Origin of the sequence: Streptomyces sp. CA-251247 (assembly GCF_050952975.1) — a bacterium.
Classification (GTDB): domain Bacteria; phylum Actinomycetota; class Actinomycetes; order Streptomycetales; family Streptomycetaceae; genus Streptomyces; species Streptomyces achmelvichensis.
Genome location: NZ_CP191861.1, coordinates 454,064 through 480,059 on the forward strand (window position 1 = coordinate 454,064; position 25,996 = coordinate 480,059).

Here is a 25,996-nt window from a genome sequence, read left to right on the forward strand (position 1 = left end):
GCTCCTCTGTGTTCCCTGGGCCGTGAGGCCGGCCTCCTCCCCGTGTCGGGGGAACGTGCCGATCGCGGCTACTTCCCCCGGTAGGCGTCCCGGATCGTCTGGGTGAGGGTGTTGCCCTGCTTGTCGGCGACAACCGCGCGGAACGAAATCGCCTGTCCCGCCTGCGGGTTGCGCACGATCACCCCGCCGCCCACGACCGCGGCCTTCTTCCAGGTCTTGCCGTCGTGACTGACGTGCACGACGAGCGAGGCGAGGTTCTTGCCCGCGGCGGCGCCCTGGACGCTCACCGGTACCCGCATCAGGGCTCCTGCCGGGGCGGTGGAGTCCGCCGCGAGGCGCGGCGTGAAACGGACGACGGAGACCGGCAGGGACTGCTCGGTGGCGGTGTGCCCGGAGGTGAACGTCCATGCGGCGCTGACCTCGGTCGCGGCGCTGGAGCCGCCACCTCGTACGGCCGTTGCGGTCAGCCGGAACGTGCCCGTGTCCGCCGGGACGGTGACGCCCTGCCAGCAGTTCAGCATGTCCCCGGAACCGTCGACCTCGACGCCGCCCCGATACAGCGCCGTCGAGAGGGTGTCGGTGTCCGAGAAGCTCCAGTTGCCCGTGCCGTCCCGGAACAGGTCCAGGCAGCCCGTGATGGTGTCACCGTGGCGGACCACCCCCTGCGACGTGCCGAGGCCGGGGCCGAACACGCCGATGCCGAGGTCGTTGCGGTACGCCCGTCCCGCCTCGTACCGCTTGATCCCCGTCCCGTGCGAGATCTCCGGAGAGGAACCGGTGTCGTCCCACTGGTCCAGCCCGATGGACCAGGTGGTGCCGGCCGCGGCGCTGAGGAACAACGTGGCCGCCGCCGGAAGCGGCCGGGTCACGGACGGGCTGAAGATGGAGCCGAAGCTGCCGTCGATGAACGGCGTCGCCACAAGGGCTCCCTGCTTGCCGCCGACCGTGGCACCGAGCCGCAGGCCGACCCTGGCGAGCTCCTCCCGTTCGGCCTGCCGTTCGAAGCCGGTGGCCAGCCGTGTCACCTTGCTGCCGTAGGCGAGGCGGTACTCGTTCGTGCCCCGCCGGTCGAATGCGTTGAACTGCTGGAACAGGGTGCCGTCCGTCGAGAAGTCCGGTCCCAGCTGTGCCGTCCGCATGGTCTCGAACGAGGGTCCGGTCATACCGGCCGAGAATCCGTAGTCAGGGGTGTCGAGTTCGATGAAGGTCTCGGCGAACACCCGCTCGGCAGCGGGGTCCGGACCGGTGATGCTGATCGGCTTCGCGGTACGGGCGTCCAGGGTGACCGTCGTGTCCTTGGTGACCTCGAAGTGGGGTGCCGAGATCCGGCTCCTGCCCTCGTCCTCCTCGAAGATCAGCGCGTCGAGGTAGTAGACGCCTTTCGGCAGCCGCGCCGTGTAGGTGCCGCCCGCGCCTGCGGACGCGTAGTCCGTTCCCGGTGCGCCGAGCCCGGAGAGCCGGTTCAGCGAGGGCCAGTACTCCTTCGCCGGCTCCCCCGCGCGGTCGAGGTGGCGGACCGTCACGTCGTAGGTCTCCACCTCGCGCTCGAGGGCCGCCACGGTGCGTACGGTCCGGCCCGCGCCCTGAGCCGTCACCGTCGCGCTGTACATGCCGTTCACCTCGCCGCCCGGCCGGGTGTCGGCCGTCAGGTCGACCGCGGCCGTGCCGCCCGCCGGCACGGTCAGCCGCTCCGCGCCGAGAGTGAACATGCCCGCGGGCCCCGGCTTCCCGTCGGGTCCGACGGCGGTCACCGAGAGGTCGAGCGTCATCGGCTCGCCGCCCAGGTTGCGGTAGGTGAGCTTTCTGGTCTCCGGCTTGTCGTCGGCGTGCGGGTAGACCTGGCGGGCGAAGCCGACGGATGTCGGCTCGGCGACGACCGACACCGCCATGGCCGCCGCCACATCGACACGGCCGCTGCCCTCCGCGAAGGCCCCCGCGCCACCGGGCCGCGCACCGGCGACCAGCGCGGCCTTGAGTTCCGTGTTCGTCCACTGCGGATGCTGCTGCTTGAGGAGCGCGGCGGCTCCCGCGACGTGCGGGGTGGCCATGGACGTCCCCGAGATGGTGACGTAGCCGGGCGGCTGCTCCCCGACCTCGCCCGCGATCCTGCTGCCCGGCGCGGAGGCGGCGGTGATCTCCACTCCGGGCGCGGTGACGTCGGGCTTGACGGCTCCGCCGCCGGCGCGCGGCCCGCGGCCGGACGACGGCGCGATCACCTCGCTCGTGTCGACCGACCCCACGGCGAGCGCGGCGTCCGCGCTGCCCGGGGATTCCAGAGTGCCCACGCCCGGGCCGGAGTTGCCCGCGGCGGCCACGAAGAGGACGCCGCGTTCGGCGGAGAGCCGGTTGACGGTCTCCTCCACGGGGTCGACGCCGGGGCGGTCCGGGCCGCCGAGGCTGAGGTTCACGATGTCGGCGTTCCGGGAGGCGGCCCATTCCATACCGGCGATGACGGCGGAGTCGCTGCCGTAGCCGTCGTCGTCGAGCACCTTGGCGTCGAGAATGCGCGAACCCGGTGCCACACCCCGGAACTTCTCCGCGGACTTGGCGCCCGTGCCGGAGGCGATGGAGGCCACATGGGTGCCGTGCCCGAGGCGGTCCTTGGTGTCCGCGGCCCAGGAGAAGTTCGCCTCGGCCACCTGCCGGCCCTGGAGATCGGGATGCGTTTCGTCGACTCCGCTGTCCAGGACGGCTATCCGGACACCCTCGCCGTCGTAGCCCGCTGCCCATGCGGCGGGGGCGCCGATCTGCGGAACGCTCCGGTCCAGGTCGGCCTTCCGGACGCCGTCGAGCCAGATCCGTTCGAGGCCGGGTGCTGCGCTGCGTTGGCCGGCGCCGGTCGCGGACGCCCGGGTCAGGGTCTTCCACACGCTGCCCGCGGACGGTGCGGGGACGGTGACCGCGTCCGCGTCGATCCGCGGGAAGGTACGGCGGACCGTGGCCGCGCCGTCCTCGCGCAGTGCGCTCTTCAGCCCCTTGGCCGTCCGCTCCCCTGACGTGGTGCCCTGGCCTCCGTAGGTGAGGATCAGCGGCAGCCCGGACCGCTCACTCCCCCGGTACTGCGACGTGTTGAGTTCGCCGACGTCGAAGAGCCGCTCGTCGACGCGCCCCGAACGGACCAACTGCCGTGCGTCCTGCGGCAGCACAAGGGTGCGACCCTTCGTCCGTTCGATCCTGATCGGTATGCCGTCCCGCCCCTTGCCGGGCACGATCCGTACGGGTTCGCCCGCCGCGTCGACACCCACCGAGTCGCCCGTGACCAAGGTGATCCACCGTGCCACGGCGGTGTCCGCGCGGGCGCCCGAACTGCCCGGCGCCGGCGGTCCGGAGGCCGGGCCGGCGGCGGCCGGTACGGCGGTGACCAGCCCGGCGACACACGCAAGCGCCACGGCCGCGACGACGGTACTCGGTCCGCTGTGTCTTCTGTGCAACTCTCCCCCTCAGAGAACGCTGAGCACATGAGAGACATGTGACTCCTGTTGGGGAAGACGCGGTCGGCGGTGCGGAATGTTTCACTTCCACATACCTCGGGGTCACACAAATGGCCCTGACCTATGACGAGATGCCGATTAGGGCGTCCGGCTGATAAAGCCCGGCCCCTGCAACCCGCTGCGGGAGTTACGCCTCCTGACACTCAGTGACACGCACATCACAGGAGGCTCTCATGCACAGCTGGCACACCACGGAGACGGCAGCGCCGCAGACGTCGCAGGAGATCGACCCGTACCGCTTCCCCGGCGCCTGGTACCTCGGTGGGCGGACGGTGGACACCCTCACGGACTCGGCCGGCGACTACCTCCTGCCGGCCCCGGACCCGAGGGAACGCATCCCGTACACCCTGCCGGTCGGCGACCAGCGGCGGCTGGACGTGCAGACGGCTCTCACCACGGCGGGGGTCGCACCCTGCCCCGGCGACTTCGCCGCCATCGACGCGCTGTGCGCTCTGGAGGACTCCGCCTTCAGCACGGTTCTGCGGTGGATCACGGGTGGCTGAGGGCTCGAACCGCAGTGTGCGAGCAGTGGTAGTTGAACGCTATACTGATGATGTCCGGCCCGGTGGTCCGTTCCCCCCGTGCGTACCACCGGGCCGGCTTTGCCGTGGGTCCCGGGCAGTGGCGAACAGCCTCTGCCCGGGACCTTTTGCCGTGCCGGGACGGCTCCGCGTGCTAGAAGGTCAGGTTCCAGGCGTCGATCTTTCCGGTGTCCTGCGAGGCCACGTCACGAACGCGCAGCTTCCAGGTACCGGCGGCCACCTCCGACGACGCGTTCACCGTGTAGGTCTTGGCGACGTTGTCGGCGCTGTCGCTGTTCGGGAAGTCCTCCAGCGTGTAGACGGTGCCGTCGGGCGCCACGAGGGACAGCACGAGGTCGCCGCGGTAGGTGTGCTTGATGTCCACACCGACCTGCAGCGTGGCCGGGGCGTTCCCGCTGACGCCGGTCACCGGCAGCGAGGAGTCCACCGTGCCGTTGTCGGCGATGGCTACGTCCGTGGTGTTCTCGAAGTGCTTCCCGGGCGGCGGCGTGCCGCCGACGGCCTTCAGGGCGTCGACCTGCCCCTCACCGAAGAAGGCGTTGTTGGCGGTCGTGCCCGTGCAGCGGCTGTCGGACGGGCAGGCGATGTCCGTCGCCTGCGTGGCCAGCCTGGCGCGCAGATCCGCCGGGGTGGAGCCGGGGGCGGAGCTCGCCAGCAGCGCCGCGACGCCCGCCACGTGGGGCGAGGCCATCGACGTGCCGTTCATGTTGCCGTACTTGCCGCCGGGCAGCGTCGAGTAGACGCCGGAGGCGCCGTCGCCACCGGGGGCCGCGACATCGATGATGTTCCGGCCGAGGTTGGAGTACGACGCCTTGACGCTGCCGTTGCCCATGGCCGCCACCGTCACCACACCGGGCAGTTCGGTGGGGATGTCGATGCACGCGTTGGTGATGGTGCGGGTGACCGGGGTCGAGTCGTTCGGGCTCGACGTGTCGGTCCGCTTGTTGGCGAGGTCGTAGTTGGAGTTGCCCGCGGCCGCGACCTGAAGTGAGCCCTTGTTCTCCGCGTACTCCTGCGCGCGCCTGACGCCCTCGATGATCGCCGCCTGGTCGGCGTTGTCCGGGCAGTTGAACATCCACGGATCGGTGTAGTAGCTGTTGTTGGTGACCTTGAAGCCGTGGTCACCGGCCCACACGAATCCGCAGATGGTGTTCTCGGCGAAGAACATGCTGGTGCTCGGCTCGGCGATCCGGACGGAGGAGATCTTCACGCCCGGGGCCACGCCGATGACGCCCTTGCCGTTCTTCGCGGCCGCGATCGTGCCCGCCACGTGCGTACCGTGCGTGCCGACGTCGCGCCAGGCGCCGGTCCGGGTGTCCGCCTTGCCGTAGGCACAGGAGGCGGAGTCGGCGGCGTTGAAGTTGGGCGCGATGTCCTGGTGCAGGTCGTCGACGCCCGTGTCGAGGACGCCGACCTTGACGCCGGCGGAACCGGTGCTGACGGCCCAGGCCTTGTCGGCCTTGATCTGGGTCATGTCCCAGCGGTTCGACTCGGTGAGCGTGGTCGGGGTCTGCGCCGGAGTGGCCGGCAGCGCGGGGCTGTACGCGTCCGCGGGAACGTCCGAGGTCCGGGTGGCACCCACCTGCTGGACGCCGCTCACGCCGCGCATGGTGGCGGCGAAGGAGGTGGACGTCGAGTGCGCCACGACGACACCGATCGCGTCGTAGTACGCGAAGACCGTGCCGCCGTTGTTCGTGACCGCGGTCCGCAGGGCCGAGGTGTCGCCCGGCGCGCCGATGACCAGGTACGCCCGGGTACCGGCGGCCCATACGGCCGTCGAGGAGGGGGCCGAGAGAGCCGCGGTGCTCCCTGACGCGTTCGCGGCTACGGGAGCCGCGCCGGCGGGGTGCATGAACGCTGCGGTCGCACCGAGAGCGGCCACGGCCACGACCGAGCGTCTCAGGCGGCTGGATATGAGGGTAAGCAAGACATCCTCCGTGGGCCCGGGACGCTGGTGGCGTCGGCCGGGCGGGTCGGGAAAGGTGAACGAAACATGTCAGATCTCGGACCTGCATGGGAAGAGTTCGATCACACAAGTACCCTTGTCGGACAGGTGGTTGGCCGGCCTCCGCTTGTCGGCCCATGATGGCGACCGCCCCCCGACGCCGGGCGGGGCAGATGGGCATCGGCCCGAATCGCAGACGCATCGGTAGTTTCAGCGGCCGATCGTCGGTGACCCGAAGGAGAGCCCGGCAACATCACGTCTGCGAATGGAGGAGGCACTCTCCGTGGAGTACGAGAACTGGCGTCAGACAGCGGCATGCCTCGACGAAGACCCCGACCTGTTCTTCCCCGTCGGCAACACCGGCCCGGCCCTGCTTCAGGTAGCCGAGGCCAAGGCGGTCTGCAACCGGTGCCCCGTACAGCAGCAGTGCCTGGAGTGGGCCATGGAACACGGCCAGGACTCCGGAGTGTGGGGCGGGCTCGGCGAGGACGAGCGCCGGGCACTCAAGCGCCGGAACGCCAGGCGTCGATCGGCGGCGGCCGCCCACTAGGGCCTGCCGTCTGCCCGTCAGGGGCCGGACGACCGGCCCCGGGGCTGTGGCGGAGCGGCGGGAGGGCCCTCACCCGGTGAGGTGACGGGTCACTCCTCGCTCCGGCCCCCTCGCCCTGCCCGGCCGACGCCGTACGACACGGCGCGGCCGCCCGCACAGGCACGGCGCGCCCCTTCGACGGCCTGGCACGTCCTGCTACGACTGCAGCGACTGCTGCGTCCTGTAGGTGCCAGTTACGGCCAGAGCAGATGCTGCTGCCAGATGCTGTCCGGCTCGTCCCGTTCGTAACGCACACGCGTATGGATCCGGCTCGCGTCGGCCTGCCAGAACTCGATCTCGGTGGGCACGAGCGTGTAGAGGGTCCACGACTCGGCGACCAGCCCCGGTTCCCTCTCGATACGGGCCAGCGACTCCTTCACGGCCAGGTCCCGTTCTTCGAGGCTGCTGAGGTGCCTGCTCTGGCAGCCGAGCAGGGCCTCCGCCCGCGCCGTGTCCGACCGGGCGAGACAGTCGGCGGCGCTGCGGTCGGCCGACTCGGGGGCGACCGCACCCCTCACCCGGACCTGGCGCCCCTGCCCCGGCCAGTAGAACGTCAGCGCGGCGGAAGGACGGTCCGTCAGCTGTCGCCCCTTGGGGCTCTCGGCATGTGCGGCGAACTGCCACCCCTCCACCGCGTCCACGTTCTTCAGGATCAGCATCCGGGCGTTGGGCTCCCCGAGCGCGTCGACCGTGGACAGGGTCATGGCGTGGGGTTCCGGTACGCCGGCCTCGACCGCCTCCGCCAGCCACCACAGGAACAGTTCCACCGGCTCACCCGGCGCGTTCGCGGGGTCGAACTCCGGCAGTGGTCCGGCAAAGACCTCCAGGCCGCGCAGCCACTCCCGCACGCTCCCGGTCCGCTCGCTCTCCGACACCGTAACCTCCCGCAATCGCCCCGTATATCCGCACTGCGAATCCTATCTACGGACGGGCATACGGCTCAGGGGGACCGGCGAGTCGGCGCGCAGCAGAGGGCAGGGAGCCCCCAGTCCCACCCGCTCACGGTTCGCGGCCCAGCACCACGCCACGCCCGGCGTAGTACCGGTCCAGCACCGCCCACGGCACTCGGGCGAACTGCTGGGACCCGCCGGGGAAGCCCGACGGATTGTGGATGAGAAGGTGCTCACCGGTGACGCCGACGGCGAGTACCAGATGGCCGCCTCGGCGCGGGGGCGACGCGTCCAGCTCGCGGATCGACGGGTGCACGGACAGCATCAGCAGCCGTCCGGCGGCGACCAGCTCAGGGATGTCGGTGGCGGGCAGGCCGGGGCGGGACTCCGCGTAGAGGCCCCACCGGCGTTCGGCGTAGGCGGCGAAGGGTGCGTAGATCAGCCCGTCCAGGCCGTCATCGCGCCGGACGTACGCGCCGGCTTCGACACATTCGGCGGCGAGGGCCATCGGAGTGGGCGCGGTGCCCTGCCAGAATTCGAGTGCCATACGCAGGCAGGCCACTCCGCACAGCCGCCAGGACCACCAGGCGTACTCCTCCGCGCTCTCCGCCCCGTACTTGGGCCACAGCGGATCATCGGTGGCGTCCATGGCCCCGGAAATGATGGCGGGCACCAGGTCGGGTGAGGCCCATTGGGCGTGGTACGGAACGGCGTGCTGAATCGCGGGGTGATCGGCCATAGGGCTTCAGTCTGCCGGACGGGTGCCGTCGGGCCGGTGGACGGGTTCCCGACGGGGAGGAAACGGAACCGGGTGGGGATGGGGCCGGACGGCCGGGTCGAGGAGGACCGGCCCGGCCGGGCCATACGCCCGTACGAGGCCTGTACGAGGACAGGACCGATGGCCCGGGCCGGGGAGCGCACACACCCGCGCCTACCCCGCTCCGGCGTACGCCGGCTGAATCGACCGGGGGCGTAGGGGGTACGACTGCTCTTCTCATGCGAAAACACGCTTCCCGCCCGATGGCGAGCGGAGGGACTCATTTCGGACTGTCACGGCGGCACATGCCACACCTACGGTCGCTTCCACTGCACCCACCGCGGCGAACTGCCGTACTGCGTGCGCCCATCGACCGTGAGGGGTACCTCTCGTGCGCAGTCTCGGACACGCACTCCTGCCGCTGGCCACCGCAGCGATGCTGGCCTTGGTCGGGGCGGGCCCCGCCGTCGCGGGACCCGCCGCCCAGGCCGGGCCCCGATCCGAAGCAGCCGTTCCCGGCGCGACCGCGGCCACCACCGGGCACACACCCCGCCTCGCCGGTGGTGCGGCGGTCGACTCCACGGCCGACGCCGCGGCGCTGGCCCGCTACTGGACACCCGAGCGGATGAGAACGGCCATCCCGCTCGACGGACCGCAGTCATCGCCCGCTACGGCACAGAGCAAGCCCGGACCCACCGGACGTCCGGGGTCCACGCCGTCGGCCGCTGGGCGCACGGACACCCTCGGGCCGCTGGTGACCGAATCGGCGGCGGTCGGCAAGGTGTTCTTCACCAACCCCGGCAACGGACTCAACTACACCTGCTCGGCCAGTGCCCTCAACAGCAGCTCCAAGCAGATGCTCATCACGGCCGGGCACTGCGTGCACGGCGGCAGCGGCGGTACCTGGATGACCAACTGGACCTACGCACCGCGCTTCCGTTCGGGCGCCCGCCCCTTCGGTACCTTCGCGGCCAAGCAGTTCCGTACCTTCAACTCCTGGATCAGCAGCAGCGACAAGGGCCGTGACGTGGCCATGGTGACCACATGGCCCCTCAACGGCAGCAAGATCGTCAACGTCACCGGCGGTCACGGTCTGAGCTGGAACTACTCGCGCGAGCAGGCCATGACGGTCATGGGATACCCGGGCAACCGCGACAACGGCCAGCTCCAGTGGGCCTGTACCGGCACCACGCGAGCGGTCGGCGACGGCCGGCTCGAGCTCCGGTGCGACTTCGGCGGCGGGTCGAGCGGAGGGCCCTGGCTGCGGGGGTTCAACGACGCCAACGGGCTGGGACAGGTCAACGGGGCGATGAGTACGCTCGCCACCGGAGGCTGGAACCGGAGCTCGTACTTCGACGACTCGGTCAAGGCCATGTTCGACGCCCAGGGCAGCGTCACCTGACACCCCGACAGGGCTCGGCCGGGCAAGGAGCGTTTCCATGCGTCGCAGGACCGTCAGCCGATGGGCAACCGCAGCCGTCCTGCTCGCCGCTGTCGTGGCGGTGGCCGCGTGGCGCTCCGCCGCCGGGGCCCCGCCTCCCGGCACCGAGCCGGACTCCGGGAGCACCCGTAGCGATGTGCTCCCGAACCCGGATGAGGTGGACGAGGTGGACGAGGTACGGGACTACTGGACGCCGGAACGGATGAAGGACGCCCGGCCGGCGCCCATGCCGGAAGACGACTGAAGCCGACCGGAGCGGGCCGGACGGGCGCGGGTGAAGCTGCGGGGACCTGGTCCCCGCAGCCCTGCGCCCGTCCGGCCGTCACACGCTCCCGCGTCGGGCACGAAGCCACCGGCTATCGGAACCGCTCGTGGGCCCTGTCGGACGAGACACGGTCGAAGCGTCGTTCCCTGGCCCGGTACAGGGCGTCCGAGAATTTGTTGACCGCCCAGATGAACCCGAGCGCCAGCAGGATGAACGGGACGACGAAGAGGCAGGCCACCATGAGGAGCGGCAGCCACTGAAAGGCGGGTGCGCTGCTCTGGAACAGCGGCCCCGCGGCTCCTCCCGCGGCTCCGACGGCCGGTACCAGCACCGCGGTCATCAGCACCAGACGCCAGCGAGGCCGCTCGTCGCCCTCGGGCGACGGCCTGCCGCTGTCGCCGTACGGCGGTTCGGGCCCGCTGCTCCCCCTCATGAGGTTGCATTGTGCAGCATTTTCCTCCGTCCGGAGGAACGTACGTTCCAGTTCGCGTATCAGCGGCCGAGCCAGGTCGCGCACCTGGGCCATGTTCCTGGGTCGTGTCCCTAGGAATCCGGATCTGAGTCGGAGTCCCGGCCTGAGTCTCCGTCGGCGTCGGAGTTCCCGTTGGAGTTGAGGTGCTCGGCGCGGAGCGCCAGTTCGCGCAGGACGTCGTTCGTCGTCATGTTGTCCCGTCCGGAATCGTGTACCTGGGCCAGTTCCACGAAGGCCAGGGTGAAGGCTCCGACGAGTTGGTGGATCGCTCCACCGACCTTCTCGGCCACGATGTTCGCGATCTCCTCGTGCGTCGCGTCCTCCGGGATGCGGATCCTGGGCAGCGTTTCGCTGAGCAGTGCGGTGATGACACTCGGGTCGCTCCCGATGTCGCGCTCCTCGTCCTCCTCGAGGATGCGCCGCCAGTCGGTCATCTGGGTGAGGATGCCGATCACACGCTTGAGGACCTCGCTCTGTTCCATTCCGGAAGCATAGGAACCTCTGCGCCTCTCCGGGCGATCTTGGCGGACCTGCGGCGACAGCCCTCGCGCCACCCGCAGTTCGCCGATCCCCCGCACGACTTCGTGACGGTCGGCGCGGCGCGACCGGTCCGGGCGAAGCAGAGCCGGCCGGACGGCCACCGCGGCGCGCCGATGGGACGGCCACGCCTGAGGGGCACGCGGTCGTCGCCTTTGTGACATGTCGCATCTGTGCCACGTGATGTCAGTGACATGCCCCGTGACCTCGGCGGATTCTGACGTTCATCACCTGACCACCACCCGCTCGAAAGGTGTTTGCCTGATGAGATGGATTCGTCGATCAGCGGCGATATCGACCGTACTGATGGTCACCGTCGGAGGCGTGACGACCGCCTCCGCCGGAACGCCGCCGGACGGTCCCTCGCCGATCGCCGACCGCGAGGCCTCCGCCACCGTGCGGCTGATCACCGGTGACCGGGTGATCGTGACGTCGGTGCCGGGAGGCAGACACGTCGCGTCGGTCCGGCCCGGACCGGGGCGCGAGCGCATCTCCTTCCGTACGGAGGAGGGCGACGACAAGGCCCTGACCGTCATCCCCTCCGACGCCCAGTCGTTGGTGACCGCCGGCACGCTGGACCGCCGCCTGTTCGACGTCACGGCGCTGATCGCGGCCGGCCTCGACGAGAAGCACTCCTCCTCGCTTCCGCTGATCGTCTCGTCTGAGTCGTCACCGGCCGCGGCCAAGGACGCGCGGCGGACACGGGGCACCGCGGTCGCCGCCGACCGGCTGATGACCTTCCGGGCCACCAAGACGCCCGTCTACGACCTGGACAGCATCAACGCCCGGTCCATGAGGGTCGCGGCGGGCGAACTCGGCCGCTTCTGGGACACCCTGGCGTCCGCCGCGGGCTCCGACGCCGCCCGCGCCGCCGTCACTCCGCGCATCTCGCTGGACGGCAAGGTCAGGGCCGTACTGGACCGCAGCACCGGTCAGATCAACGCGCCCGCCGCATGGAAGGCCGGCTACCACGGCAAGGGCGTCAAGGTGGCGGTCCTCGACACCGGCGTCGATGACAAGCACCCGGACCTGTCCGGACGCATCGCGCAGGCCAAGGACTTCTCCAACAGCGGCAGCACCGGCGACCGCTTCGGCCACGGCACGCATGTCGCCGCGACCGTCGGCGGTACGGGTGCCGCGTCCGGCGGGTCCATGCGCGGTGTCGCGGCAGAGGCCGAGCTGCTCGTCGGCAAGGTGCTCGACGACAACGGGTACGGGACCGAGTCCTCGGTCATCGAGGGCATGGAATGGGCGGCCGCCCAGGACGCCAAGGTGATCAACATGAGCCTCGGGGGCGGGCCGACCGACGGCACCGACCCCATGAGCCAGGCCGTCAACGCGCTGACGGCGTCGACGGACTCACTGTTCGTCATCGCCGCCGGCAACGACGGCGCCAACGGCCAGTCCACCATCGGCTCCCCGGGTACGGCCGACGCCGCACTGACCGTGGGCGCCGTCGACCGCGACGACTCCCTCGCCGGCTTCTCCAGCCGCGGACCCCGGCTCGGCGACGGGGCGGTCAAACCCGACGTCACCGCGCCGGGCGTCGGCATCGTGGCCGCCCGTGCGGCCGGCACCACCATGGGCACACCGGTCAATGCCAACTACGTCGCGGCGTCCGGCACATCGATGGCCACTCCGCACGTCGCCGGTGCCGCGGCGATCCTGGCGCAGCAGCACCCCAACTGGAGTGCCCAGCAGCTCAAGGACGCCCTCATCAGCACCTCGAAGACGGTGTCGGGCACCAAGGTGACCCAGCAGGGCGGCGGACGCATCGACCTCGCGACGGCCATGGGGCCGCTGACGGCCTCCGGTTCCCTCGCCTTCGCCCCGGTCCGGGCCGGCGAGAGGAAGGGGCAGACGCAGACGCTCGGTGTGCGCTATGCCAACAATGGCAGTCGCCCCCTCACGCTCGACCTCGGCGTCAGCCTGGCCACCGATGGCGGTCAGGTCCCCGCCGCGGGCGCGGTGCGCCTCGGTTCGACCTCGCTGACGCTCGCCCCCGGCGCCGAGGCGGAGGTGCCGCTGCACCTCGACGCGGCCGGCGTGAGCCGCGGGAAGTACTACGGCTATGTCACGGCGAAGTCCTCGGACGGCGTTGTCCAGGCCCACACCACTGTCTCCCTCCAGGTCAGCGGCCGGCAGCACGTGCTCACCGTGGTCCCGCGCGACCGCCAGGGCCGGCCCTCGGGCAGCAACGGCCTTCCGAACATCTGGGGCCCCACCGGGTACGTGAGTTACACGGATCTGGAGAAGGGTGTCGCCGTCGTCGAGGAGGGCACGTACCTCCTCCAGGGCGGCTTCTTCTCGGAGAACGAGAACGGTGGTGAGGCGGGCGAACTCATCGTCCCCGAGGTCAAGGTCACCAAGGACACGACGGTGGCGTTCGACGCCTCCGACGTCACCGAGGTGACGATCCGGACCCCGCGCCCCGCCGAGCAGCGCGGCTTCCTGAGCACCCAGTACTACCGAGAGGTCGAGGGTGAGAGGAGGAGCTGGGGCCTCCAGATGTTCGACTCGGTCAAGCGCGTCTACGTCAGCCGCACCGCCCCGGTCACCGAGGGCGCGTTCGAGTTCAGCTCCCGCTGGCAGTTGACCGCGCCTCAGCTGGAGGCCAGGGTTCCCGGCATGTCCCGGCCGCTCGTCCCGTACTACGAGCAGGACTCGCCCGTCTTCGGCGACCGGGGTGCACGGCTGAGTGCCGTGAGCGCCGGCACCGGGACCGCCCCCGACTTCCGCCATGTCCGCGGGAAGCTGGCTGTCGTCCGCGTGGATCCCTCGGACGACACCTGGGCGCTGGCTCGTGCCGCGAAGTCCGCAGGTGCCAAGGCGCTGATGGTCTCCTGGCCCGAGGGGATACTCCACTGGACGCGCTGGCGCCCCGGCACCGAGCGCATGGCCGTACCCACCATGCGGGTCTCCTTCGCGCAGGGTTCGGAGCTGCTGGAGCGTGCGAAGAAGGGCGCCGCGGTGGCGTTCTCGGGCACGGTGCACAGCCCCTACCTCTACGACGTCATGCAGGTGTCCAAGGGACACGTGCCCGACAAGCTCGTTCACACCGTCTCCGAGCGGGAGAGCGCCGTCATCCGCAGTGCCTACACGCAGACGGGTGCCTCGTCCTGGACGAGCGAGCAGCGGTTCGGATGGCGTCCGTACCAGAACACCGCCTGGGACGTCTCCAACCGGTACACGCCGGTCGGCCGCGAGCGCGTCGAGTACGTGAGCGGCGGCGACACCCTCTGGGACCAGGTCGTCCACCACAACGTCATCGACTCCCCCGACCGCCCGCTGACCGCCGGAATGATGAACCTGCCGCGTACCTACCGGCCCGGCGAGAAGGTGTCGGAGCGCTGGTTCGGAGCTCCGGCCCGGCCCTCGATCCCCCGCGGAGCAGGTCGGGCCTCGGTGCGCACAGGTGACACCCTGTCCGTCTTCATCCCGGAGTTCACCGATTCCACCGCCGGTCACTACGGGTTCGCCGAGGCTCCTGCCTTCCCCGGCGGCGGTGTGGGTGGCGGACGGGCGGCGAATGACCTCGCCGACACGTCGCACGCGGTCCTGTACCGCAACGGGCAGCTGATCGAGGAGTCCGACAACGGCGCCTGGGGCGACATCGAGGTGCCCGCGGGCGATGCCGAGTACCGGCTCGACCTGACGACCGCCCGGACCTCGGACGACTGGCGTTTCGGCACGGGCACGCGTACGTCGTGGACGTTCCGTTCGGGCACGGCCGCCGGTCCGACGCGGCTGCCCCTGCTCCAGGTCGACTACTCCGTGGCGACCGACCTGTTCAACGCGGTGGCTCCGGGCCGTACCCACGCCCTCGGGATCAACGTCCGGATGCAGGACGGCATGCAGGCGCCGCGGGGTACGTCGGTGAAGGTCGAGACGTCCTACGACGGAGGCCGGACCTGGACCACCGCCACCACTGCCCGCAAGGGCGACGGCTTCACGGCCACGGTGAAGCGGCCGGACCGGGTGCACACCGACGCGTACGTCACGGTGCGGGTGACCGCGAAGGACGCGGCCGGCAACAGCGTCCGCCAGACGGTGGACCGCGCCTACCTGCACCCCGCCGCTCGGTGACGGTGACGTAAGCACATCCTCGCGGACCGCGGCGGATGTCGGGGAGTGGGGCCCCGGCGTCCGCCGCTCGGCGCTCTCGGGCGCGTGCATGACGACAGGGCCGGCCTCGTCCGCGAGGAGACGAAAAGATCGTCGTCGTCATCGGTGCGCGACACCTCACTCGGTTATAGTCCAAATTTCAAGCTCACCTTCTGGTTCGCCCTCGGTCGTGTGCGAACCCCTCAGCCCTGGAGACCCGGCATGCTGGAGGCGGCTGGCCTCACGTCGGTCGAAGAGACCGTCTACCGGCTTCTGGTCATCACCCCCAAGGCCTCGGCCGACGAGATCGCCGCGAAGACCGGTCTCGGGCGGGAACAGGTCGAGGGCGTCCTCGCGGCGCTCACCGCCAAAGGGCTCGTCATCTCCGGTGACGAGAGCCCTCCCCACTTCACCGCCGCGCCTCCGGACGTGGCACTGCTGCCGCATCTGCAACGCCGTGCGGACGCCCTCGAACAGAGCCGGGCCGCCATCGCCGACCTCCTGGAGAGCTATCGCAGCACCCGGCGGCAGGACGCCGGCCATGTCATCGAGGTCATCACCGGGGCCGAGGCACTGCGCCAGCATCTGCGCCGGCTGCAGGACAACGCACGTCACGAGATGCTCTGGTTCTGCAAGGCCCAGTACGTGGCCATGCCCTCGGGAAGCAATCGCGCGGAGTTCGACGCACTGGCGCGCGGGGTCCGCTACCGGGTCCTGTACGAGCGGGCCTTCTTCGACGACGACGGGGCCGTCGACAACGTTATCTCCGGGGTGCGTGCCGGTGAACTCGCCCGTTCCGTGCCACATCTCCCCCTGCGACTTGCCGTCGCCGACCGGGAGACGGCCATCTGCCCGTTGGTGCCGGGCGGCCCGTACGGCAGTCCCGGTGAACCCACGACCGCACTGCTGCGTGACAGCAGTCTGCTGGAAGCCCTCACCGCACTCTTCGAGCGCTACTGGGAGGACGCCGTGCCCCTGCACGTCAGCGCATCGGGCACCATCGTCGGGCCGGACGACACCGAGAACACGGAGGTCCTGCGCGAGACCGACCGCAGGGTGCTGTCCCTCCTGGTGGCCGGCATCGCCGACAAGGCGATCGCCAGTCAGATGGGCCTGAGCCGCCGCACCGTGCAACGCCGGATCCAGCACATGATGGCTCTCGTCGGCGCCGGGACGCGCATGCAGCTCGCCTGGCACGCGGCCCGTCGGGGCTGGCTCTAGGCGGGGATGTACGGGTGGGCAACAAGGGCCGGAGCGCACGGGGCCCGACGCTGGGGGCATGCGGGCCGGGCATGCCCGGCGCGCAGGAGGGGCCGGGTCAGCCCAGGTAGAAGTCCTTGCGTTCCGCCACGAACTCCTCGACCGTTCGGGCGGGGACACCCGTCAGGCGTTCGACGTCTCCCGAGGCGCGGTCGTAGCGGTTCTGCTGGTGCAGGCGGCACATGGTGACGATGTGCTCCTCGATGTGCGGCGGCAGACCGACCGTGGCGAGCACCTCGCGGCGCCACCGGTCGAGCGGCATGTCCACGTACGCCACCGGACGGCCCAGGGACGTGGAGAAAGCCTCGGCCATCTCCGTCATGTCGACCGTCCGGGGCCCGGTCAGCTCGTAGACGTGCCCGACGTGCGGGAGCGGTTTGGCGAGGACCGTCGCGACCACCCTGGCGACGTCGTCCACGGCGATCGGCGAGGTGCGTCCGGCGCCGAACGGCAGCACGATCGTCCCGTTCTCGCGGATGGTGCGCGCGGGCAGGGTGGTGAACAGCGGGTTGTCCAGGAACGACGTCGGCCTGATGTGCACAACCGGCAGGCCGGACCAGTTCATCACCTGCTCGGCGAGCCAGTGCAGCCGCTGTTGGTGCGACTCCCCGGCGCTGGTGGCGGTCATCTGCGAGACGGTCATCTGCGACATGCCGATGAGGGCGTCCAGGTCTCCGTACTCCAGCGCCACGCTCGCCACGATGGTCGCCGCGAGAAGGTGGTCCGGCGAGACGGGCATGGCGAAGTACATGCTCCGAGCGCCCTGGAGGGCGGCGGCGACGGTCTCGGGTTTCGTGAGGTCACCGAGAACCACTTCCGCCCCGGACGCACGCAACTGGGCCGCGCGGTCGTCGTCCCGGCGGACCATCACGCGCACCGGTACGTCCTGGGAGCGCAGCTTCTCGAGGACGTTGCGGCCCACGCCTCCGGCGCCTGTGATGAGGACGAGGTTCTCGGCAGCCATCGCGCAGACTCCTTCGTGGTGCGGGAACGCGGCCCCCTCTCCCCTCTCCAGTCTCTCCCCCATCGACGGGGGAGCGCGCGCGGTCGCCCCGGCTAGAACACGTGGAGAAAACACCCCACCGCGACCGCACCGGCAGCAGCGATAGACGTCAGTCGGATGAGGATCTTCCTTGGCTTCACAGGGGCCTCTCTGAGGGAAGTGTCGGGCCGGCCGGAGCGCCACGGCGTCGTCGCGAGCGCCCATCACGTGAGCCCACGGCCAACCAGGGGGGTACGACTCAGATGCCGCCCATGCGTATGAGCCACCAGTCGGCGTTGTACGCGCCGCTCACCGAGTCGTGCGTGCCGGCCGGGCGCTCTTCGACGGTGTCCTCCAGCCGAATGGGCTCCGGCAGCTTCGAGAACCGGAGGCTGCGCTGTACCTGCGCCGCGTCGACAGGCTTGCGTCCCTGATCCATTTCAACGCCTCCTCAGCACGGTTTTCACGCCGCACTCCTTGGCAGTCGTTCCGCCCTCTGCAAGAGGGGTAGAAGCGCATGCCTCTTGGTGAGTCACCCGCTCAACGGATGACGATGGTGACAAATTCCGGGCGCCCCACCCTGACCCCGCCGGCGCGGTCGGCCGTTCACCGGCCAAGCAGGGCACTGGTCCCGTGCCCTGGTTGGCGTCAGGGCTCGGGACCTGCGGCCCGCGGGACGGCAAGGGAGCCGGCCGAAGTGGGTCAGACGGCGCGGGCGTTGATGGTGACGGGGATGTTGCCGCGGATCGCCTTGGAGTAGGGGCAGATCTGGTGTGCTGCGTGGGCGAGCTCGTCCGCCTCGTTCTGGCTGACGCCTCCGACCTGGAGGTTGAGGACGGCCGAGAGGGAGAAGCCGTCGGCGCCACCGTTCAGGCTCATGTCGGTGTCGATCTCCGTGCTGGTGAGCCGGATCTTGCGCTCCCCCGCGGCGATCCGGACGGCACCGAGGAAGCAGGCCGCCCAGCCGGCAGCGAAGAGCTGCTCGGGGTTCGTGGCCGTGCCGGCCCCACCGAGCTCCTTGGGCAGCGACAGGTCGGTCGACAGGAGACCGTCGTCGGACTGCGCGCGTCCTCCGTTGCGACCCTCGCCGGTGACCTTTACGTGGGCGGTGTAGCTGTGAGACATGACTGTCCTTCTCCATGGGGGTGGGGTGTAGCGGAACCCGCACTTCGGCGGACCTGCCTGGCGGGGGCACCCAGTAGCGCGTCACCCGTTCAAGCGGTGACGACATAGTTGCATCGTTAAGCGTCACCCGTCAAGGAGGTGATGAGAGGTGGGGAAACGGACGCAAAGAGGCGCCGATCCGGGGACGGCAAGCGCCGCCGACGACACGAGAGGCAGATCGCCTGGGGTTTCAGGTCGCGGGCGACCGGACCCCTCGGCGGCGGACGCACCTTCGACCGAAGGGCGCGCCAATCCATCGCGGGCCGGCTCGGACGCGCAGGAGATCGTGCGTGGCTCAGGCGGCGCCCGGTTGCCGAGTGGGTTCAGCCCGCCCGCCGCCCGGACCGCACAGAGGGGCGGTCGCCTCGCGACCGCCCCATCATCATGTCCGGACTGCGACTAGGCCTGGACGGCACGCTTGCGCGCCCGGTAGGCAGCCGCCTTGATCTTGTTGCCGCAGGGGTCCATCTTGCACCAGGCGCGGCGCGCCCCTCGCGACCGGTCGATGTAGAACTGGGTGCACTCAGGGTTCGCACATTCCTTGAGCAATGGCACTTCCGGCCCGCTCAGGACAGTGACCGCGTCGCGGGCGACGTGCGACAGCGCCTGCTGGACGGTGGCTTCGATCCGCCGGCCGGTCGCCGTGAGCTGGGGGACGGGTGCGGGTCGACTCGCCACGTCATTGACGAGGGACAGGGCCTTCTCGTCATAGCTCTCACCGGCGATCTTCGCCCGCACCAGTGGGTAGATCGCCTCCCGCAGTTCCACCGCCTCGACAAGGTCGGACGGTTCGCAGGCGAGCTCACTGTCCGTGATGCCGCATTCGAGGAACCACAGGGCAAGACTCTTCGGTGAATCGAACATCTCCCGCGTATGCGGGCCCCGGCGAACCCGCAGCGTCCCGGCGAAGTCGAGTGCCGGGCTTTCGGCGGGGAAGGCGTGCAACATGTCACCATTCTGACAGGTGACGATCCGGGAAGGCAACTATCGGTCCGTCGGAGGCCGCCGCCGCAGCTCACTGTGGGTGCGCCGCCCGGGCCGCCCTTGCACCGCTCGCCACAGGCTCCGGCCCCTCGGCGGCCTGACCCTGAGAGGGGGCAGACTCCAGAGGCCGGGCCACCGCGGCGTCCGATCGGCCCTCAGGCGCGGCAGCGCAGCATCTCGAACGCGGGATTGGCCCGGTAGTCAGCCCAGAACGCGTCACCGTACGCGGCGATCCCGGCCGCCGACACCGTGGTCGGGACCCACGTGATCTCGCTGAACCCCACCTTGGCCAGGCACGTCTCGAACACCTCGCGGCGCGCCAGCCCTGCGGTGAACGAGATCGGCGCCTCCTCCAGCAACGCGGTGATCTTCACCCGGGGTCCGATGCCGGTCTCTTCGCCCGTCAGCTCGGTGAGGAACCCGTACGGGCGCGGCGACGGCCCGGAAAAGTCGTAGTCCGGCGTCTGGTGGAGCATGAGGAACTCGCCGCCGCTCCGCAGGCTCTCGTGCACCGTGCGGCACAGGTGCTCGAATGCGTCGACGGTCTCCGCGTAGTTGAGCAGCATCACCGCGGTCGCCAGATCGAACCGCTCCCCCGCCGGCGACAGGTCGGCCACATCTCCGACCTCGTAGCGCACACCCAGCGGGTGGGCCTGCTCGATCCCTTCCGCGGCACGGATCATCTCGCCGGAGATGTCGACGCCGAGGACGTCGGCCGCGCCGCGCCGCTTCAGCTCACGGCTGTAGAAGCCGGTACCGCAGGCCAGGTCGATCACCTTCTGTCCGGTGACGTCCCCGACCATGCCGAGGAAGCTGGGCGCTTCCACATACTGGGCCAGCGGCAGAGCCTTGAAGCCCTCGAACGCCTCACCGATCTCGTCGTACGTCTGCTGTGCACTCACCGCGCACTCCTCCCGTTGTGATGTCCGCGCCCCGGACACCCGGCAGTCTCTCCATACGCGACAGCGGGCCCGTACTGGCAGAAGCCACAAAGATCGGGTGGTCTCCATCGGTGGTCACACGAACGCGGCGTCGGGGCGCAGGGGACAATCTCGGCCCCGGACCGGCCCCGAGCCCGAGCCCGCAGAAACTTCTTCAGAAAAATCGCGCCCGAGAGGTATCAGGTACCGAAGAGGGGGCAGACGGACTGTCGACCCGAGCTCGCGGCCTCTCCCCCCTGGCCGCTCGGGCTCCGCGGCCCCACCGGCTCCCCCCCTGCCGGTGGGGCCGCTTTCTGCTACTTGACCGAGCCCGCCATCACGCCCTGGACGAAGTGCCGCTGGAAGGCGAAGAACACCACCAGCGGGACCACGAGCGAGAGGAAGGCTCCCGGGGCCAGGACGCCGATGTTGCTGCCGAACTGCCGCATCTCGGACTGGAGGGCGACCGTCAGCGGCTGGGACTCGCTGTCCGCGAAGAGCAGCGCCACCAGCATGTCGTTCCAGACCCAGAGGAACTGGAAGATGGCCAGACTGGCCAGGGCCGGCCGGCCGAGCGGCAGGATCAGGCGGGTGAAGATCCGCCACTCGCTGCCGCCGTCCATTCGCGCCGCTTCCAGCATTTCGCGGGGGATCTCCGCGAAGTAGTTGCGCAGCAGGAAGATGGCGAACGGGAGACCGTAGGCGACGTGGAAGAGGATCACGCCCGGGATCGTGCCGAAGAGTCCGATCGTGCCGAACAGCTTGGCGACCGGCAGCAGTCCGATCTGGACCGGCACGACGAGGAGCCCGACGACGACCAGGAAGATCGCGTTGCGGCCGGGGAACTCCAGCCAGGCGAAGGCGTATCCGGCCAGTGCGGCGATGACGACGACCAGTACGGTGGTCGGCACCGAGATCAGCACGGTGTTCCAGAAGGCCTGTGTGATCCCGGAGTCCGCGAACAGGGCGGTGTAGTTGTCCAGGGACAGCTGACCGGGGTCGGTCAGCGCCGTCCACCAGCCCTTCGCCGCGTTGTCACCGTCGGATCGCATCGACGACAGGAACAGCCCGGCCAGCGGGGTGATCCACACGAGTGCGACGACGATCAGGATCGCCTGGACGGCTCCGTTGCCCAGCAGCCCGGTGAGCCTGCCGATACGGCGCCGGCGAGGGGCTGGGGCCCGAGTGGGCTCGGGGGCCGGGGTCTTGGCCGGCGGCGGGGACGGCCGGCGCTCGATGGTGCTGTGGCCGCTCATGCTCCGCTCCTTCGGAAGCGCCGGACGTTGAAGATCATGGCGGGGACGACCAGCAGCAGAAGGAGGACGCTGATGGCGCTGCCGAGTCCCTGGTTGTTGCCGCCGCCGAAGGACACCAGCCACATCCGGGTCGCCAGCACGTTGGCCTCTTCCTGCACGGGTCCCGGCGCGATGATGTAGACGAGGTCGAAGACCTTCATCACGTTGATGACCAGGGTCACGAAGACGACCGTGAGAACCGGGGCGAGCAGCGGGACCGTGATCCTGCGGAAGATCTGCCACTCGTTGGCGCCGTCCATCCGGGCCGCCTCCAGGGCGTCCCGTGGAAGCGCGGCAAGTCCCGCGCCGATCAGCACCATCGAGAAGCCGGTCCAGATCCACAGATAGGCGCCGATGATCGCCGGGGTGACCAGTGCGGGCCCGAGCCAGGAGATGCCCTGGTAGGGGGCGGCGAAGTTCTCCGCCGGGAGACGGACGGTGTACGCACCGTCCTTCAGGCCCGTGAAGGTGAAGGACCCGTCGGCGGCGGTGGTGGACTTCGCGGCCACCTTTCCGTCCCGTACGGCCTCGACCGTCATGCCCGGCAGGCCCTTCTCGGCCGGGTCCACCTTGCCGGGACTCCCGCCGCCTCCGGGCGTGAAGTCGTGGTAGACCACACCGCTGAGTGCGTCCGCGGCCGGTGCCGCGGAGCCGGCGGCCCGTGCGGGCTGCGCCTCGGCGGGCATCTTGTCGGGTGCGACACCGACGAAGCCGAGGCTGACGGACGTGCCGGGGGCGACCGCGTCAGCCGTACGGTACGAGCCGCCCTTGTCGGCGGCGAGGCCGAACCCTTGCCGGGCCCGGGCCGTCGGATAGGCGGACCGGTCGTCGAAGGCATCGTGGACGCCGACGGCGACGGCGTTGAGCACGCCCTTGTTCGGGTCCTCCTCGTAGGCGAGGCGGAAGATGATGCCGGCCGCGAGGAACGACACCGCCATCGGCAGGAAGAGGACGAGCTTGAAGGCGGTTGCCCAGCGCACCTTCTCGGTGAGCACGGCGAGGACGAGTCCGAGGCCGGTCAGCAGCACCGGGGCGACGACGACCCAGATGGTGCTGTTGCGGATGGCCTTGAGGGTGGCCGGGTCGCTGAATATCTCGGCGTAGTTCTGACCGCCGACGAAGCGGTCACCACTGGCGTCGAAGAGGCTGCGGCCGGCGGAGAACAGCACCGGGTAGACGACGAGGGCACCGAGCAGCAGCAGGGCGGGGAGGACGAACACCACCGCGATGTTGCGCTTCTTGAGCTGGGCGCGGCGCCGCGGGTTCGCGGCGCGGGCGGATGCGAGAACAGCCATGATCGCTGCCTCAGCCCTTGTACGCCTTGGCGGCCGCGGCTTCGAGCCGGGCCGCGGTGGCCTTGGGGTCGGAGGGGTCGCGCAGGAAGTCCTGGAGGAGCTTCCACTCCCCTGTTCCCTTGGTCCCGCCGAATGCGGCCGGGGCCTGGTCGGACATGTCGAAGCGGACCGAGTCACCGGCCTGGATAAGCGACTTGGCCGTGGCGCGTGTCGTGTCGTCTCCGTACGAGGCGAAGTCGACGTCCTTGTTGGGCGACAGGAAGCCGCCGGCGCCGGCCCACACGGAAGCCGCTTCGGGAGTCGCCAGGAACTCCAGCAGCTGGTGCGCCGCCTTCTGGTTCTTGCCGTCCTTGAGCACGACGGCGGCGTCACCGCCACTGACCACGGGCGCTTTGCCGCTGTCGACGGCGGGAAACGGGAAGAACTTGGCGTCTTCGCCGAGCTTCTTGCCGAAGTCGTCCTTGGCCATGCCGCCGACGAAGTCGCCCTCGTAGACCATGCCCGCCTTCGGCTCGGGGCCGAAGACCTGCTCGACGGAGCCGGGGAAGTCGGTGCGCAGCGCGCCGGCCGCGCCTCCGGCGACGAGCTGCTTGTCCTTGAACACCTCGCCGAGCGTGGTGAGTGCCTTGACGACACTGGCGTCGGTCCAGGGCAGGGTGTGGGCGGCGAGCTGGTCGTACTTCTCGGGTCCGGCCTGGGAGAGGTAGATGTTCTCGAACCAGTCGGTGAGGGTCCAGCCGTCCTCGCCGGCGACGGAGAAGCCGGGGAGTCCGGAGTCGGCGATCGTGCGACCGGTCTTCACCATCTCCGTGTAGCTCTTGGGCTCCGCGACGCCGGCCTGCTCGAAGGCGCTCGGGCTGTACCAGACGGTCGACTTGTGCGCGGCCTTGAAGTAGAGGCCGTAGTAGGTCTTGTCGACGGTCCCGTACTCCTTCCAGACCGAGGCGAGGTTGGCGGAGGCGGTCGTCGTCGCCTTCTTCGACAGCGGTGCGAGCCAGCCCTCCTTCGCGAACTGCTGGAGCACGCCCACCTGCGGGACCATGGCGACGTCCGGGGCCCTGCCGCCCTCGATCTTGCTGCCGACGTAGGTGGAGACGTTGTCACCGGTGGGCTCGAAGACCGTCTTGGCGCCGGTCTCCTCGGTGAAGGCGTCGAGCACCTTGCGGAAGTTCTTCTGCTCGCTGCCGGTCCACACACCGGCGACCGTCACGGTCTGGCCGTCGAGGGGCTTGCCGCCGCTCGCCGGTCCGGTGGTGCCGCCGCAGGCCGTGGCGCCGACGGCGAGGGTGAGTGCGGCCGAAGCGGCCGCCGCTGTACGCCGGTTGATCGAGGGTCGTCGCATGGTGGTTCCTTCCGAGGGTGGGTGAGGAAGAGAGACTTCAGGCGGTGGGGCAGTCGCCCGTCCACCAGGCGGCGGTCGCCCCGGGGAGCATGCCGTCGGGGCAGGGGCCGCTCGACAGGAGCGGAGTGCCGGGCACCGGCGCGGGCACGGGGTCGGTGCCGAAGTTGACGGCGCAGATCAGTCCGTCGCCGCGGACCATGGCCAGCACCTGCGGCGGCGTGTCCAGCCAGCGAAGCGAGCCTTCGCCCAACTGGGGCAGGCTCCGCCTCAGTTGGAGCCCTTCGCGGTAGAGGTGCCAGAAGGAGCGGGTGTCGGCCAGTGCCCGGTCGGTGGCATGCGCCGCGAACCACTCGGGCTGCGGCAGCCACGGCCGGGCACCGGCCTCGCCCTGGCTGAAGCCGAACGGGGAGGCGTGGCCCGACCAGGGCAGCGGGACGCGGCAGCCGTCGCGGATGCGTGCCCGGCTGCCGGTGCGGTGGAAGATCGGGTCGGTGAGCACTTCGTCCGGCAGGTCCAGGACTTCGGGGAGGCCGAGCTCCTCGCCCTGGTAGACGTACGCGGCTCCGGGCAGTGCCAGCATCAGCAGGGCGGCGGCGCGGGCGCGGGCGGCGCCGAGTCCGCTGCCCTCGACTCCGGGCTCACCGGCGTACCGGGTGACCGTGCGCACCTGGTCGTGGTTGTTGAGGACCCAGGTGACGGTGGAACCGGTGCCGGCGATGTCGCGTATCGCCTCGGTGATGGTCTCCCGGAACGCGCGGGCGTCCCACGGGGCGCTGAGGAGGTCGAAGAAGAACGCCTGGTGGAGTTCGTCGGGCCGTACGTACTCGGCGTGTTCGCGTGCCGTCGGCACGGAGACCTCGCCGACGAGCAGCCGCTCGTTGCCGTCGCGGGCTGCGTACTCCTCGCACACCGATCGCCAGCGGCGCCACACCTGGTGGACCTCGGGCTGGTTCCAGGCGAGCGGGTTGACCGAGTCGCGAGAGCGTTCGTCCGCCTCGGGGTCGGCGGAGTCGGGGAGTTCGGGGTGCTTGTACAGGCCGGCGGCGACGTCGATCCGGAAGCCGTCGACGCCCCGGTCGAGCCAGAAGCGGAGTACGTCCTCGAAGGAGTCGCCGACTTCGGGGTTGCGCCAGTTCAGATCGGGCTGCTGCGGAGTGAACAGGTGCAGGTACCACTGTCCCGGGGTGCCGTCGGGCTCGGTGATCCGGCTCCAGGCGGGGCCGCCGAACATCGCGCGCCAGTTGTTGGGGGGCTCCTCGCCCCGGGGACCGCGCCCGTCAGCGAAGTGGAAGCGACTGCGGGCCGGGCTGCCGGGTCCGGCGGCGAGGGCTTCGCGGAACCACGGGTGCTCGCTGGAGCAGTGGTTGGGGACGATGTCGAGCAGGAGCTTGAGCCCGAGCCTGCGGGCGTCGCCCATCAGCAGGTCGAATTCGGCGAGGTCGCCGTAGACCGGGTCGACCTCGCGGTAGTCGGCAACGTCGTATCCGTGGTCGTGCTGCGGTGAGGGGTAGAACGGGCTGAGCCAGATGCCGTCGACGCCGAGCTTGCGCAGGTACGGCAGTCCGGCGCGGACGCCGGCGAGGTCGCCGATGCCGTCCCCGGTGCTGTCGAGGAAGCTGCGGACGTAGACCTGGTAGATCACCGCGTCGCGCCACCATGCGGCGGTCGTGCGGGAGGAGCGGCCTGGGGCGGCCGTAAGGGTTGTGAGCATCTCGCGTCGA

The 25,996-nt window shown here is 70.3% G+C and carries 21 protein-coding genes; 6 read left to right on the plus strand and 15 right to left on the minus strand.

Annotation, left to right across the window (positions count from 1 at the left end):
* Nucleotides 1-68: 68 nt before the first annotated feature.
* Nucleotides 69-3,389, minus strand: coding sequence for a S8 family peptidase (locus ACQPWZ_RS01915; RefSeq protein WP_433570411.1), 3,321 nt, complete (start codon nt 3,387-3,389; stop codon nt 69-71).
* 275 nt (nt 3,390-3,664) lie between these two features.
* Here ACQPWZ_RS01915 and ACQPWZ_RS01920 point away from each other — a divergent pair, with 275 nt between their 5' ends.
* Nucleotides 3,665-3,994 (plus strand): hypothetical protein, encoded by a 330-nt coding sequence (locus ACQPWZ_RS01920; RefSeq protein ID WP_340471356.1) that lies wholly within the window; start codon nt 3,665-3,667, stop codon nt 3,992-3,994.
* A gap of 172 nt (nt 3,995-4,166) precedes the next feature.
* Here the strand turns inward: ACQPWZ_RS01920 and ACQPWZ_RS01925 are convergent, their stop codons facing one another.
* The gene (locus ACQPWZ_RS01925) at nt 4,167-5,921 is read right to left on the minus strand and encodes a S8 family peptidase (RefSeq protein ID WP_433573753.1); all 1,755 of its coding nucleotides are present in this window, start codon (nt 5,919-5,921) and stop codon (nt 4,167-4,169) included.
* Nucleotides 5,922-6,243: 322 nt separating this feature from the next.
* On the opposite strand from ACQPWZ_RS01925, the gene ACQPWZ_RS01930 reads away from it, so the two are divergent.
* The gene (locus ACQPWZ_RS01930; protein ID WP_340471357.1) at nt 6,244-6,528 is read left to right on the plus strand and encodes a WhiB family transcriptional regulator; all 285 of its coding nucleotides are present in this window, start codon (nt 6,244-6,246) and stop codon (nt 6,526-6,528) included.
* Between the two features lie 233 nt (nt 6,529-6,761).
* Here ACQPWZ_RS01930 and ACQPWZ_RS01935 read toward each other — a convergent pair whose 3' ends face one another.
* Together ACQPWZ_RS01935 and ACQPWZ_RS01940 are read right to left on the minus strand one after the other, a co-directional pair.
* On the minus strand, nt 6,762-7,442 hold the full coding sequence (locus ACQPWZ_RS01935) for a pyridoxine/pyridoxamine 5'-phosphate oxidase (RefSeq protein WP_433570412.1): 681 nt from the start codon (nt 7,440-7,442) through the stop codon (nt 6,762-6,764).
* A 124-nt stretch (nt 7,443-7,566) separates the two neighbouring features.
* Complete coding sequence (locus tag ACQPWZ_RS01940; RefSeq protein ID WP_433570413.1) at nt 7,567-8,196, minus strand: C39 family peptidase; 630 nt, start codon at nt 8,194-8,196, stop codon at nt 7,567-7,569.
* Nucleotides 8,197-8,605: 409 nt separating this feature from the next.
* Between ACQPWZ_RS01940 and ACQPWZ_RS01945 the strand changes: the two genes are divergently transcribed.
* On the plus strand, nt 8,606-9,616 hold the full coding sequence (locus ACQPWZ_RS01945; RefSeq protein ID WP_433570414.1) for a trypsin-like serine peptidase: 1,011 nt from the start codon (nt 8,606-8,608) through the stop codon (nt 9,614-9,616).
* A gap of 37 nt (nt 9,617-9,653) precedes the next feature.
* Nucleotides 9,654-9,899 carry a hypothetical protein gene (locus ACQPWZ_RS01950; protein WP_433570415.1) on the plus strand — a complete coding sequence of 82 codons (246 nt, stop codon included), beginning with the start codon at nt 9,654-9,656 and terminating at the stop codon, nt 9,897-9,899.
* Nucleotides 9,900-10,011: 112 nt separating this feature from the next.
* Here ACQPWZ_RS01950 and ACQPWZ_RS01955 read toward each other — a convergent pair whose 3' ends face one another.
* Together ACQPWZ_RS01955 and ACQPWZ_RS01960 are read right to left on the minus strand one after the other, a co-directional pair.
* Nucleotides 10,012-10,353 carry a hypothetical protein gene (locus ACQPWZ_RS01955; protein WP_340471362.1) on the minus strand — a complete coding sequence of 114 codons (342 nt, stop codon included), beginning with the start codon at nt 10,351-10,353 and terminating at the stop codon, nt 10,012-10,014.
* Nucleotides 10,354-10,463: 110 nt separating this feature from the next.
* Entirely contained in the window at nt 10,464-10,874 is a 411-nt protein-coding gene (locus ACQPWZ_RS01960) for a hypothetical protein (RefSeq protein WP_340471363.1), read from the minus strand.
* Nucleotides 10,875-11,193: 319 nt separating this feature from the next.
* On the opposite strand from ACQPWZ_RS01960, the gene ACQPWZ_RS01965 reads away from it, so the two are divergent.
* Nucleotides 11,194-15,015 carry a S8 family peptidase gene (locus tag ACQPWZ_RS01965; RefSeq protein WP_433570416.1) on the plus strand — a complete coding sequence of 1,274 codons (3,822 nt, stop codon included), beginning with the start codon at nt 11,194-11,196 and terminating at the stop codon, nt 15,013-15,015.
* A gap of 240 nt (nt 15,016-15,255) precedes the next feature.
* A complete protein-coding gene (locus tag ACQPWZ_RS01970) occupies nt 15,256-16,254 on the plus strand; it encodes a helix-turn-helix domain-containing protein (protein ID WP_433570417.1) in 999 nt (332 codons plus the stop codon).
* Nucleotides 16,255-16,351: 97 nt separating this feature from the next.
* Here the strand turns inward: ACQPWZ_RS01970 and ACQPWZ_RS01975 are convergent, their stop codons facing one another.
* The 9 genes from ACQPWZ_RS01975 to ACQPWZ_RS02015 form a co-directional block, all read right to left on the minus strand.
* The gene (locus ACQPWZ_RS01975; protein WP_340471366.1) at nt 16,352-17,257 is read right to left on the minus strand and encodes an NAD(P)H-binding protein; all 906 of its coding nucleotides are present in this window, start codon (nt 17,255-17,257) and stop codon (nt 16,352-16,354) included.
* A 277-nt stretch (nt 17,258-17,534) separates the two neighbouring features.
* Nucleotides 17,535-17,714 carry a hypothetical protein gene (locus tag ACQPWZ_RS01980; RefSeq protein ID WP_433570418.1) on the minus strand — a complete coding sequence of 60 codons (180 nt, stop codon included), beginning with the start codon at nt 17,712-17,714 and terminating at the stop codon, nt 17,535-17,537.
* 263 nt (nt 17,715-17,977) lie between these two features.
* Nucleotides 17,978-18,400: an organic hydroperoxide resistance protein gene (locus ACQPWZ_RS01985; protein ID WP_340471368.1), complete on the minus strand. Its 423-nt coding sequence runs from the start codon at nt 18,398-18,400 to the stop codon at nt 17,978-17,980.
* A 438-nt stretch (nt 18,401-18,838) separates the two neighbouring features.
* The gene (locus ACQPWZ_RS01990; RefSeq protein ID WP_340471369.1) at nt 18,839-19,387 is read right to left on the minus strand and encodes a CGNR zinc finger domain-containing protein; all 549 of its coding nucleotides are present in this window, start codon (nt 19,385-19,387) and stop codon (nt 18,839-18,841) included.
* A 191-nt stretch (nt 19,388-19,578) separates the two neighbouring features.
* The gene (locus ACQPWZ_RS01995) at nt 19,579-20,325 is read right to left on the minus strand and encodes a class I SAM-dependent methyltransferase (RefSeq protein WP_340471370.1); all 747 of its coding nucleotides are present in this window, start codon (nt 20,323-20,325) and stop codon (nt 19,579-19,581) included.
* A gap of 335 nt (nt 20,326-20,660) precedes the next feature.
* Entirely contained in the window at nt 20,661-21,599 is a 939-nt protein-coding gene (locus tag ACQPWZ_RS02000; protein ID WP_356704993.1) for a carbohydrate ABC transporter permease, read from the minus strand.
* Entirely contained in the window at nt 21,596-22,933 is a 1,338-nt protein-coding gene (locus tag ACQPWZ_RS02005) for an ABC transporter permease subunit (protein WP_433570419.1), read from the minus strand. Before ACQPWZ_RS02005 ends, ACQPWZ_RS02000 begins: the two co-directional genes overlap by 4 nt.
* A gap of 10 nt (nt 22,934-22,943) precedes the next feature.
* On the minus strand, nt 22,944-24,275 hold the full coding sequence (locus ACQPWZ_RS02010; protein WP_433570420.1) for an ABC transporter substrate-binding protein: 1,332 nt from the start codon (nt 24,273-24,275) through the stop codon (nt 22,944-22,946).
* 37 nt (nt 24,276-24,312) lie between these two features.
* The gene (locus ACQPWZ_RS02015) at nt 24,313-25,986 is read right to left on the minus strand and encodes a glycoside hydrolase family 13 protein (protein ID WP_433570421.1); all 1,674 of its coding nucleotides are present in this window, start codon (nt 25,984-25,986) and stop codon (nt 24,313-24,315) included.
* Between the last annotated feature and the right edge of the window lie 10 nt (nt 25,987-25,996).